Source organism: Pseudodesulfovibrio karagichevae (genome assembly GCF_041414475.1).
Lineage (GTDB): Bacteria > Desulfobacterota > Desulfovibrionia > Desulfovibrionales > Desulfovibrionaceae > Pseudodesulfovibrio > Pseudodesulfovibrio karagichevae.
In genome coordinates this window covers 1-10,696 of the sequence record NZ_JBGLYH010000092.1, presented here as the reverse complement: position 1 = coordinate 10,696, position 10,696 = coordinate 1, and the positions used below count along the sequence as shown (strand labels likewise).

Here is a 10,696-nt window from a genome sequence, read left to right as displayed (position 1 = left end):
CCTTCCCCCGGACCCCATCCCCCTTTCCTTCCTAAACTTTTTGTGGACGCATTCGCGTGGGCGCGGGTGAAGGTACGTCGTGTTTTTGGGTATGGCTTTGCGCGAGCGCGGCAAGGGGATGGAAGAGGGCTGGGGTGACGCATTCGCTCGGTCCTCGCGAAGCGACACAAAAAGTTCTGGAGATTCTTAAGAACCTCTTTCAAGAGGTTCTTAAGCCGTCGGAGACGCCCGGCCGGCGAGGCCCCGCCGGAGGCCTCCCCAAATGGAACACGGCGCACGAAAAAGGCCGGGGAGCGTTTGCTCTCCGACCTTTTTCGCGTTGCTCGTCTCGTCTACATCATGGTCATGAAGTTGACGAACAGAGTGACGTTGAGGGCGTGCATGATCCAGAACAGGGCGAGGGAGAGAACGGCGAGGCCCTTGAGGCGCATGGGGGATTCCTTGCGGCTCAGGAACAGCCAGATGAAGCAGCAGATGGCGCCGATGCAGATCAGGGCGGTCCAGACGTAGGCCAGCGGGGTGCCCAGGACGAGGGCCTGGATGTCGGCGGGCAGGCGGGAGTAGAGCCAGAACTGGCAGCCGAGGAAGCCGATCATGGGCAGCAGGGCCCAGCGGGCGGCCATGCGCAGGGCGAAGCCGTAGTAGTCGCGTCCGAAGTCGTCCTTGTTGCGCCGGAGGATGAGGTAGCCCAGGCTCATGGCGGCGGCCGCCGACAGGACGAGCAGGGCGTACATGGCGGACATGGGCTGGGCCAGGATGGCCGTGTTGGTCAGGGCGTCGCCGGTGGATCCGTTCAGGGAGAAGTTGAAGAGCAGCTTGGCCGGGACGATCATGGCCAGGCCGCTGAGCGCGGCGAAAGTGGCCACCAGCCCGAGGGCGATGTGGGCGGGCTTGGCGTTGCGCAGTTTTTTCCAGGTGGTGAAATAGAGCAACCCGGCCACCAGGAACACGCCGATGGCCACGCTGCCCTGGAAGAAGGGCGAGCCCGGAGTGAAGTAGGCCTCGAAGAGTTTCGGGAACTTGACCATGGCCAGGCCGAAGGACGCCCCGCAGATGAGGATCAGGGCCACGGTCAGGATCAGGCCCATGGCGGCGGTCTGCTGGCCGTATTTGTCGAAGAAGACCTTTTTGCGGGTCTTGGCCGAGATTTCGCCCAGGACCGCGATGGCCGGGCTGCCGAGTGCCGCCATGCCGAGCAGGCTGAAAAAGGCCGGGGCCAGCATGTAGGCGATGAGGGTCAGGGTTTCTTGGGTGCTCATGGTCGATTGGACTCCGGTAGGTTGGCGGGGCGGACCGTGCCCCGTGGGCGTTTTTTGCCTGAAAAACGTGCCGCATGCAAGGGTGCATTTCCCGGCGCAAGAGCATCTTGGGCGTCAGATTCCTTGCAAAAAATCCGGGTATCGCCTATTGCCTATGAAACGCCCAAACGAGACCGCACGGAGACCTCCCTGATGAAATGCCTGAAACTCCTTCTGCTTGCCGTGATCTGCCTGCCGCTGGTGGGCTGCGCCACCTCGCAGAAGAACGCCGAAACCGAGTCGGCGAGCACGGAGTGGCGCATCAAGAGCCTTGAGGAGAGTTTCCTGAATTTCCGCGAACAGCAGCGCAAGATGGCGGACGAGGACGCGCTTTCCCGCGAGAAGCTGGACAAGCGCATGGCCGCCGTGGAGGCCGAGCTTGCCGCCCTGCGGGGCGCGCAGGCCACAGCGCCCGCCGGGGCGTCCGACGCGCCGCGCGGCGAGACCTGGACCTCGGACCTCAAACCCGATGAGGACGGCTGGGTGGAGGGCGGCAAAGGTGCCGAAAAGAGCGCGCCCGTGCTGGAGAACGACGCGGAGCAGCCGTGGGCCAAGGTTCCCGAACCGCCCGCCGTGCCAGAACCGCCCAAGACCATCCCCGAACCCGAGGTCGTTTCGCGCGCCCAGGCCCCCAAGCCGACCCAGGCTCCGGCGGCCGCCAAGCCCGCCGCAAAACCTGCGCCCAGGACCGCAGCCGGGGCAAAGGGGCTGTACGAGCGGGGGTACGCCCAATACGGCGCGGGCCAGTATCAGGCCGCACGGGCCACCTTCGACGAGTTCCTGGCCAAGTACCCGAACAACGAACTTGCGGCCAACGCATTGTACTGGAAGGGCGAGACCTACTACTCCGAGCAGAACTACGCCCAGGCCATCCTGGCCTTCAAGGAGGTCACGGGCAAGTTCCCCAGGCACGACAAGGCCGCCGCCGCCCTGCTCAAGATCGGCATGTCCTACGACCGGGTGGGCGACCCGGACAACGCGATTTTCTACCTGCGCGCCTTGGTGGAGGATTTCCCCAAGTCGTCCGCCGCCGGGCTCGGCCGCAAGGAATTGGCCCGGCTGGGTGGCTAGCCCGCCGTCCCGCCCTGAAGTTTCAAGAGGCCGGTTTCCCCGCTTCCGGGGTCCGGCCTTGTTTTTCCCGAAGAGGTTGACGGGCTGATGGACCTGCAACAAGAATTCTTCGCCTGTCTGGCCCTGAAGCACACCCCCCGGCTGGGGCCCAAGGTGTGGCGGGAGCTGTTCGCCGCGTACCCGAGCGCTTTCGAGGCGGTGCGGGACGCCGCCGCCTGGCATGACCGCGAGTTGTCGTCCAAGGCCCTGGCCAAGGCCTGCGCGGCCGAGGTCTGGCGGGAAAAGGCCGAGGCCGAGTACAAGGAGGCCCGGCGGCAGTCCATGGACGTGGTCACCTGGTTCGATCCCCGTTTCCCCGATTCCCTGAAGGAGATTTCCGATCCCCCTGCCATGCTCTACGTGCGCGGGGACGCGTCCCTGCTCGGTAACCCCGGGGTGGCCGTGGTCGGGGCCAGGGAATGCACCCGTCTGGGTCTGGAGACCGCCGGGCGGATCAGCGCGCAGCTTTCGAAGATCGGCATCACGGTCGTTTCCGGCCTGGCGCTCGGCATCGACCGGCAGGCCCACCTGGGCGGCCTCCAGGGCGTGGGCTCCTCCATCGCGGTGCTCGGCTGCGGCCTGGACGTGGACTACCCTCAGGGCAACGCGGACGTGCGCCGGGAGCTCTACGAGAAGGGACTGGTGGTCAGCGAATACGGCCCCGGCGCGGAGCCCAGGGGCGGTCATTTCCCAGTGCGCAACCGGCTCATCAGCGGGCTGTCGCTGGGGGTGCTGGTGGCCGAGGCCGCGCACAATAGCGGCAGCCTGATCACCGCCCGGCTGGCCGGGGAGCAGGGCAGGGACGTGTTCGCCGTACCCGGCCCCATCGGGCAGCCGACCTTCACCGGCTGCCATCGGCTGATCAAGCAGGGGGCCGCCTTGGTGGAGTCCGCCTCGGACATCGTCGAGATCCTGCGCTTCGATTTCGCCCGCGAGCTGGCCGAGGTGCCGGACCCGGTTTCGTCCGAAGGAGAGAACGGGGTTGACGTGGACCGTGCCGTGGTCAAAAAGAAGAAGGCGTCCGGCGCGGCCCCCGGCGGGGCGGAGCGGACGCGGCGGCGGTCGCCTCTCGTGGACCGGGAGGCCATGGGGCTCGGTCAGGACGAAAAGCGCGTCCTGGACCTGCTCGACGCCGCCGACAAGATGCACATAGACGCCCTGGGCCGGGAACTCGGCTGGAATCCGTCCATGGTCAGCCGCATCCTGCTCCAGCTGGAGATGCGCGGCGCCGTGCGGCAACTGCCCGGCATGTGGTACTTGGCCAGGGAAAACTAACCATTAGAGGTTATCATGGATTGGAAATTGCTTGCCACCACCTTCGGCACCCTGTTCGTGGCCGAACTCGGCGACAAGACGCAGCTCGCCTGCATGCTCATGACGGCCAAGACCCAAAAACCCTGGACCGTGCTCCTCGGATCGTCCCTGGCCCTTGTCCTGGTCAGCTTCCTGGGGGTCATGTTCGCCGAGTTCATCTGCAACTACATCCCCACCGACCTGATCAAGAAGATCGCGGCCGTGTCCTTCGTGGTCATGGGCTGTCTGATTTTCTTTGACAAGATTTGACAAGCGGGGTTGTGGGAAGTCGGGGCGCAGTGTATTTTTATACCCCGAACCCTCACCCCGGACCGGAATGACATGCAGAAGATACCCATCAACCTCGCCGCTCCCGGCATGAAGCTGGCCAAGGCCGTGACCAGGGAAAACGGCATGACCATCATGGCCGAGGGCATGGAACTGACCGAAAGCCTCATTTCGCGGCTGGAGGGCATGAACATCGAGCGCATCACCGTGCAGGGCCACCCCGTGGAAATGGGCGGGGCCGGGGCCGGGACGCACTGGGGCGAGCGCCGGGACAGGCTGGACCACCTGTTCAGGCAGTATGCCGAGGACAAGTGGATGATGCGGGTCAAGGACCGCATGCGCCAGTATTTCCAGATCAAGGCCGCCGCCCAGGAGGCCAAGATGCAGGCCCTGAAGCATGTGGAGAGCGCGGGCGACGGCCCGGATGCGAGCGGCGGGATGAACGGCAACGGCGGAGACGGGCATGAAAATGGATGACGATCTGAAAACCCGGGTCAAGGGCGAGATCCTTCAGGTCAAGGACCTGCCGACCCTGCCCAACGTCCTGGACAAGATCACCCAGCTGGTGGAGGACCCCGACGCCTCGACCGAGGCCATCGCCAAGGTCATCTCCACGGACCAGGTCCTGTCCGCCAAGGTGCTCAAGATGGTCAACTCGCCCATCTACGGCTTTCCCGGCCGGATCAGCTCCATCCAGCACGCCCTGGTCCTGCTCGGCTTCAACGTGGTACGCGGCATCATCATCTCCACCTCGGTCTTCGACATGATGGTCCAGGCCATGAAGGGGCTGTGGGAGCATTCGCTCGGCTGCGCCACGGCCTGCAATATCATCGCCCGGCGGGCCGGGTTCGAGGACCCGGAGGAGTATGCCGTGGCCGGGCTGCTCCACGACCTGGGCAAGGTGGTCACCGCCGTCCAGCTCCCGGACACCCATGCGGCCATCCTCGACACGGTCAGGGCCAAGGACCTGACCTACTTCCAGGCCGAGAAGGACGTGCTCGGCTTCGGCCACGATCGCATCAACGCCTGGCTCGCCCGCCACTGGGGGCTGCCGCCGAACATCCGCGAGGCCATGACCCGCCACCACGCCCCGCAACTGGCCGAGTTCTACAAGCCTATGTCCTGTGTGGTCCACCTGGGCGACTTCCTGGTCCGCCTGCTGGAGTTCGGCAACTCCGGCGACGACCAGACCGCCTACCTCAGGCCCGAGGCCCTCATCGCGCTCAAGTTCCGCATGAGCGACCTGGACAAGGTTATGGACGAGATGGCCGGGCAGCTTCTCGAGGTCTCGGATCTGACCTTCTGATTTCCTGTTTTTGTCATATCTAACCCGACAATTTGGCCGGTTGTTCCCGCTTGGTGACAACCGTGCTTTTTTTTCGCCCGGTAATCACGCCACTTAGCCACCTTTTGACGGTATCCGAGAATGGTTACCATCTCCAAGATTGACCAATCAATAGCGTTAAGTTATCAGATTAACGGAGATATTCACGTCACATGGGGCCGGATGCTGTATATAAACAGTACGTTGGTTTGCCTGTGGGGAAGGGCTGACAAATTCGTGATTCAAGCGAAGGTCCGACCTCCGGCGCATCCGTTCTCGTCGGCGTCTTCCAACCAAGCATAGTGAGGCGGTGCATGCTTTCATTCATTCGGCGGCGGCTTTCCCTCAAGCTGCTCATTCCCTTGTGCCTTGTCATCGTGGCGGGCATCGGCGGCCTGGTTTACTACGTTACGGAATCCACCTTCGGCATGGCCTATTCGGCCGCAGTGAACACGGCCCAGGAGCAGGCGGTGTCCGCCGCGCGCTCCCTGAGCATGTTCATCATGGATCAGCGGTCCATGGCCCGGATGCTCTCCCGCAACCCGGACCTGCTCGCGGCCGTGGGGGGCTCGCCCCAGGCGGCCCAGGAGGCCTGCAACGCCATCGTCAAGTCCAATCCCAGCGTCTGGGGTCTGGAGGTCTTCGACGCCAGGGGGCAGGTCCAGGCCGGCGCCAACAGCGACGACGTCAAGATGGTCGGGCTCTACGTTGCGTCCCGGTCCTTCGCCAAGGAAGTGCTCAAGGGCAACGACACCGGGGTCATGGACAAGACCATCGTCTCCGACCGCAAGTCCGGGGCGCATATCTTCAGCATCAGCTACCCCATCCGTGACGGCGAGGGCCAGGTGCGGGGCGGGGTGGTCCTCTTCTGCTCCTGGGACGCCTACGTGAAGCAGTTCGTGGCTCCCGTCCATATCGGCAATGAGGGCTACGGCTTTGTCCTGGACGGCGACGGCCGCTTCATCCACCACCCGGATGAAACCCAGTTCCGCAAGGACGCCAGCGGGTTCGAGTTCGTGCAGAGGGCCATGGAAGTCAAGGACGGGATCGTCGAGTACGACTGGGACGGCGGCCGCAAGGTCCTGGCCGTGGCCCAGGCCCCCTTGACCGGCTGGCTCGTGTGCATGACCGCCTCGGTAGACGACATCGCCAGCGTGGCCACCCGGCAGGGCCAGGTCATGAAGCTGGTCGGGGCCGGGATGATCCTGGTGGTCATGGCCCTGGTGCACCTCCTGCTGACCCTTTTCGTGTTCCGCCCGGTGAAGAAGACCGTGGCCATGGCCGAGGCCACGGCGCACGGCGACCTGGCCCGGGTCTACGACAAGAACGAGAACGGCGACGAGATCGCCGGCATGCAGTCCGCGCTCATCGACATCCGCCGCACCGTGCGCGCCATGACCGAAAACTTCGCCGAAGTGGCCCGCCGGATCGAGCGCGGCCACTTCAAGGAGCGGGGCGACGCCGACGGGTTCGAGGGTGAATTCGCCCGGCTCATCACGGGCACCAACTACATGCTCGACGGCATGGTCAGCCTGCTCGACGAGCTGCCCCTGCCGCTGATGGCCATTTCCAAGGACCACTCCATCCTGTTCATGAACAAGGCGGGCGCGGCCCTTGGCGGGGCCGACATGGAAGAGCTCACCGGCACCACCTGCTCCGACTACTTCCTGACCGGCGACTGCAACCCGGAGAAATGCGCCTGCGACAAGGCCATGCGCGCCAGGGAGATGGTCTTCTCCAACACCGAGGCGCATCCCGGCTCGCGGTCCCTGGAGATCGACTACTTCGGCATACCGCTTCTGGACGAGAACGGCGACGTGCTCGGCGCGGTCAAGATCATCATGGACCAGACCGAAATCCGTCGGGTCCAGCGCGAGATGCTCGAAACCGCCACCCAGGCCGATTCCGTGGCCACCATGCTGTCCGCCGCCTCCCAGGAGCTGGCCGCCCAGGTGGAGCAGACCACCCACGGCGCCGAGCGGCAGCAGGCTATGTCCGCGGACGTGGCCTCGGCCATGGAGCAGATGAACGCCACCGTGCTCGAGATCGCCCGCAACGCCTCCAACGCCGCCCAGAACGCCGACGAGATGCGCGAGAACGCCGTGCGCGGCGGCGAGGTGGTCATGGCCGTGGTCCGTTCCATCGAACAGCTCCGCGAACGCGCCGGGCTGGTGGACAGGAACATCCGCGACCTCGGCACCGAGGTGGAGGCCATCGGCGCGATCATGACCGTCATTTCCGACATCGCGGACCAGACCAACCTTTTGGCGCTCAACGCGGCCATCGAGGCCGCCCGGGCGGGCGACGCCGGGCGCGGGTTCGCCGTGGTCGCCGACGAGGTCCGCAAGCTGGCCGAGAAGACCATGAACGCCACCCAGGAGGTGGGCGGGGCCATCAAGTCCATCCAGGACGGCACCCGGCGCAACCTGGTCGCCTTCCAGAACGCCACCGAGGCCATTGACGAATCCACGGACCTGGCCGCCAAGGCGGGCGAGGCCCTGGACGACATCCTCAAGGTGGTCAAGGTGGCGGACGACCAGATCCGCAGCATCGCCACCGCCTCCGAGGAGCAGGCCGCGACCACCAGCGAGGTCAGCCGCAGCGTGGAGGAGGTCAACGAGGTGTCCAACGAGATCGCCGGGGCCATGACCGAATCGACCACCGCCGTGAGCGACCTGGCCCGGCTGGCCGAGGAGCTCAAGCAGATCACCACGCGCATCGGCCACGACGACGCCTAGGCCGACGCCTTTCACAACGCGTACGCGAACCCTCCCGCCCGGTCCGGACGGGAGGGTTCTTGCTTTGACGCATCCCCGGACCGGTGCTAGATTTCGGAAATGAACCAGACCCTTGAAGAATCCCTGTTCCAACGCAAGCAGACGGGCTTTTTGCTCTCCCCGGACAAGTCCCTGGCCGAGATGCTGCAAAAGCTCTGGTCGCCGGACGTCCTGGAGTTCCGGGTCTTCGACAAGGGCGCGCGGGCCATCGAGCTCATGTTCACCGACCCGCCGGACCTGCTCGTGGTGGACAACCGGCTCAAGGACATCTCCGGCCGCGAGGTGGCCAATCTGGTCAAGAGCGAGAACGTCTACCGCCAGGTCCCGGTGGTCATGTGCGTGGACCCGGTGGATGTGGAGGAGCCGTGGAACTGGAACCAGATCGAGGTGGACGACTTCCTGGTCCGGCCCTTCAACCCGCCCGAGGTGCGCGACCGCATCAACCTGACCCTGTGCCGGGCCATGCGCGCCCTGGATGCCAACCCGCTGTCCAAGCTGCCGGGCAACACCTCCATCATCCAGCGCATCCAGCAGCACATCGACAACGGCGACGACTTCGCCCTGGCCTACTGCGATCTCGACTATTTCAAGTCCTACAACGACAAGTACGGCTTCTCGCGCGGCGACGAGGTGCTCATGATGGCCGCCCGGGTCATCGTCAACACCATCCGCAGCTACCAGGGCGTGCCCAGTTTCGTGGGCCACGTGGGCGGCGACGATTTCGTCTTCATCCTGCCGCCGGACAAGGTCGAGGACGCCTGCAAGCGGATCATCAAGGCGTTCGACGAGATCGTGCCCCATTTCTACGATCCCGACGACCGCAAGCGCGGCAACATCACCTCCGTGGACCGGGAGGGCAACACCAAGGTCTTCCCGCTCATGGCCATCTCCCTGGCCGTGGTGGTCAACACCGACCGGCGCATCGAGCACTACGGCGAGGTCTCGTCCATCGCCATGGAACTGAAGAAAAAAGCCAAGGAAGACCCGAAGAGCAGCTATGTCATCGACCGACGCCAATCGTAACGACCTGGGCGAACTCGTCCGGGGTTTCCTCGGCTATCTCGAAGTCGAGAAGGGCTATTCCCCGGCCACCATCCGTTCCTACTCTACGGATCTCGACCAGTTCGAGGAATTCCTCAAGGGCCGCAAGGCGACCCTGGAACGTCCGGCCCGGCTCAACCGCGACCACGTCCGCGCCTTCCTGGCCGAGCTGCACCGCAGGCAGCTGACCAAGACCTCCATGGGCCGGAAACTGTCCAGCCTGCGCGCCTATTTCAAGTACCTCCTGCGCCACAAGCTCATCACCAAGGACCCGGCGGCGGGCATCCGCAACCCCAAGCAGGAGAAGCGCCACCCCCAGGTGCTCAACGTGGACCAGGCCGTGGCCCTTATGGAGGCGCACGTGGACCCGGACCCCGAGGGGCTGCGCGACATCGCCCTGGCCGAACTGCTCTACGGCTCGGGCCTGCGCATCAGCGAGGCCATCGGGCTCGACCTCAACGACGTGGATTCCGACGTCATCCGCGTCACCGGCAAGGGCAGCAAGGAGCGCATCGTGCCCCTGTCCGACGCGTCCGTGGAGCGCATCCGCCGCTACATGGGACAGCGCCACGCCTTTCTCCAGGAGAACTACGCCGAACAGGCCCTGTTCCTCAGCTCCCGCGCTGGTAAGCGGCTGGACCGGCGGCAGGCCAACCGCATCGTGGCCAAGCTCGCCAAGCTGGCCGGGCTGCCCAAGGACGTGCACCCGCACATGCTCCGCCACAGCTTCGCCACCCACATGCTCGAAGCCGGGGCCGACCTGCGCAGCGTGCAGGAGCTCCTGGGCCACGAGAACCTGACCACGACCCAGCGCTACACGCATCTGGACATGCAGCGCATCATGCAGGTATACGACCACGCGCACCCGCTGGCGGGCGACCGCGAAAAAGACACCGACAAAGACTGAACGGAGACCACCCATGGACAATCCCCTGGTTCTTCTGGAAACCCCGGAAGGCGAAATCCTGATCGAACTTTTCCCTGACAAGGCCCCGAAAACCGTGGAGAACTTCCTCCAGTACGTGGACGACGAGTTCTACGACGGCACCCTGTTCCACCGGGTTATCAAGGGCTTCATGATCCAGACCGGCGGCTTGACCTTTTCCATGCAGGAAAAGGAGACCCGCGAGCCCATCGTGAACGAGGCGACCAACGGCCTGAAGAACACCAAGGGCACCGTGGCCATGGGCCGCCTGCCCGAGCCGCACAGCGCCACCTCCCAGTTCTACATCAACGTGGCCGACAACGCCGACCTGGACCACACCGGCGAGGACGACGAGAACTTCGGCTACTGCGTGTTCGGCGAAGTCGTGGACGGCATGAACGTGGCCGAAAAGATCAGCAAGTTCCGCACCCACTCCTACCAGGGCTTCGACGACGTCCCCAAAGATCCCATCTCGATTATTACCGCACGCCGGTTCGAATAGAAGAATGCCTTCGGCGGCCGGGGGAAGGGGGAAAGGGAACCCTTTGAAAAGGGCTTCCCTGTGCAACCGGAAACATGGGTAACAGTTCTGCCCGGGTACATGGGTAACACTTTTATTGTTCGTCCACCGGTTCCGGGG

General features: G+C 64.7%; 10 protein-coding genes. 9 read left to right on the top strand and 1 reads right to left on the bottom strand.

The window, feature by feature from the left end:
* Window positions 1–332 precede the first annotated feature (332 nt).
* On the bottom strand, window positions 333–1,259 hold the full coding sequence (locus AB6M95_RS18540) for a hypothetical protein (RefSeq protein ID WP_371388233.1): 927 nt from the start codon (window positions 1,257–1,259) through the stop codon (window positions 333–335).
* Between the two features lie 192 nt (window positions 1,260–1,451).
* Here AB6M95_RS18540 and ybgF point away from each other — a divergent pair, with 192 nt between their 5' ends.
* The 9 genes from ybgF to AB6M95_RS18495 all read left to right on the top strand — a co-directional run bounded on the left by ybgF (window position 1,452) and on the right by AB6M95_RS18495 (window position 10,558).
* The gene (ybgF, locus tag AB6M95_RS18535) at window positions 1,452–2,369 is read left to right on the top strand and encodes a tol-pal system protein YbgF (protein WP_371388232.1); all 918 of its coding nucleotides are present in this window, start codon (window positions 1,452–1,454) and stop codon (window positions 2,367–2,369) included.
* A gap of 87 nt (window positions 2,370–2,456) precedes the next feature.
* The gene (gene dprA / locus AB6M95_RS18530) at window positions 2,457–3,683 is read left to right on the top strand and encodes a DNA-processing protein DprA (protein ID WP_371388231.1); all 1,227 of its coding nucleotides are present in this window, start codon (window positions 2,457–2,459) and stop codon (window positions 3,681–3,683) included.
* A 15-nt stretch (window positions 3,684–3,698) separates the two neighbouring features.
* Window positions 3,699–3,971, top strand: a complete 273-nt coding sequence (locus tag AB6M95_RS18525; RefSeq protein ID WP_338666609.1) for a TMEM165/GDT1 family protein — start codon at window positions 3,699–3,701, stop codon at window positions 3,969–3,971.
* 72 nt (window positions 3,972–4,043) lie between these two features.
* The gene (locus AB6M95_RS18520; RefSeq protein ID WP_371388230.1) at window positions 4,044–4,466 is read left to right on the top strand and encodes a hypothetical protein; all 423 of its coding nucleotides are present in this window, start codon (window positions 4,044–4,046) and stop codon (window positions 4,464–4,466) included.
* On the top strand, window positions 4,459–5,295 hold the full coding sequence (locus AB6M95_RS18515) for an HDOD domain-containing protein (RefSeq protein WP_371388234.1): 837 nt from the start codon (window positions 4,459–4,461) through the stop codon (window positions 5,293–5,295). Before AB6M95_RS18520 ends, AB6M95_RS18515 begins: the two co-directional genes overlap by 8 nt.
* 332 nt (window positions 5,296–5,627) lie before the next feature.
* On the top strand, window positions 5,628–8,051 hold the full coding sequence (locus AB6M95_RS18510; RefSeq protein WP_371388229.1) for a methyl-accepting chemotaxis protein: 2,424 nt from the start codon (window positions 5,628–5,630) through the stop codon (window positions 8,049–8,051).
* Between the two features lie 99 nt (window positions 8,052–8,150).
* A complete protein-coding gene (locus tag AB6M95_RS18505; protein WP_371388228.1) occupies window positions 8,151–9,113 on the top strand; it encodes a GGDEF domain-containing response regulator in 963 nt (320 codons plus the stop codon).
* On the top strand, window positions 9,088–10,038 hold the full coding sequence (xerC, locus tag AB6M95_RS18500) for a tyrosine recombinase XerC (RefSeq protein ID WP_371388227.1): 951 nt from the start codon (window positions 9,088–9,090) through the stop codon (window positions 10,036–10,038). Before AB6M95_RS18505 ends, xerC begins: the two co-directional genes overlap by 26 nt.
* Window positions 10,039–10,051: 13 nt before the next feature.
* Complete coding sequence (locus AB6M95_RS18495) at window positions 10,052–10,558, top strand: peptidylprolyl isomerase (protein WP_371388226.1); 507 nt, start codon at window positions 10,052–10,054, stop codon at window positions 10,556–10,558.
* The last annotated feature ends 138 nt before the right edge of the window (window positions 10,559–10,696 follow it).

Coding starts and splice junctions, on each gene's coding strand:
- AB6M95_RS18540 (WP_371388233.1), bottom strand. CDS start 1,259: ATGAGCACCCAAGAAACCCTGACCCTCATCGCCTACATGCTGGCCCCG.
- xerC (WP_371388227.1), top strand. CDS start 9,088: ATGTCATCGACCGACGCCAATCGTAACGACCTGGGCGAACTCGTCCGG.
- AB6M95_RS18505 (WP_371388228.1), top strand. CDS start 8,151: ATGAACCAGACCCTTGAAGAATCCCTGTTCCAACGCAAGCAGACGGGC.
- AB6M95_RS18510 (WP_371388229.1), top strand. CDS start 5,628: ATGCTTTCATTCATTCGGCGGCGGCTTTCCCTCAAGCTGCTCATTCCC.
- AB6M95_RS18525 (WP_338666609.1), top strand. CDS start 3,699: ATGGATTGGAAATTGCTTGCCACCACCTTCGGCACCCTGTTCGTGGCC.
- AB6M95_RS18495 (WP_371388226.1), top strand. CDS start 10,052: ATGGACAATCCCCTGGTTCTTCTGGAAACCCCGGAAGGCGAAATCCTG.
- ybgF (WP_371388232.1), top strand. CDS start 1,452: ATGAAATGCCTGAAACTCCTTCTGCTTGCCGTGATCTGCCTGCCGCTG.
- AB6M95_RS18520 (WP_371388230.1), top strand. CDS start 4,044: ATGCAGAAGATACCCATCAACCTCGCCGCTCCCGGCATGAAGCTGGCC.
- dprA (WP_371388231.1), top strand. CDS start 2,457: ATGGACCTGCAACAAGAATTCTTCGCCTGTCTGGCCCTGAAGCACACC.
- AB6M95_RS18515 (WP_371388234.1), top strand. CDS start 4,459: ATGGATGACGATCTGAAAACCCGGGTCAAGGGCGAGATCCTTCAGGTC.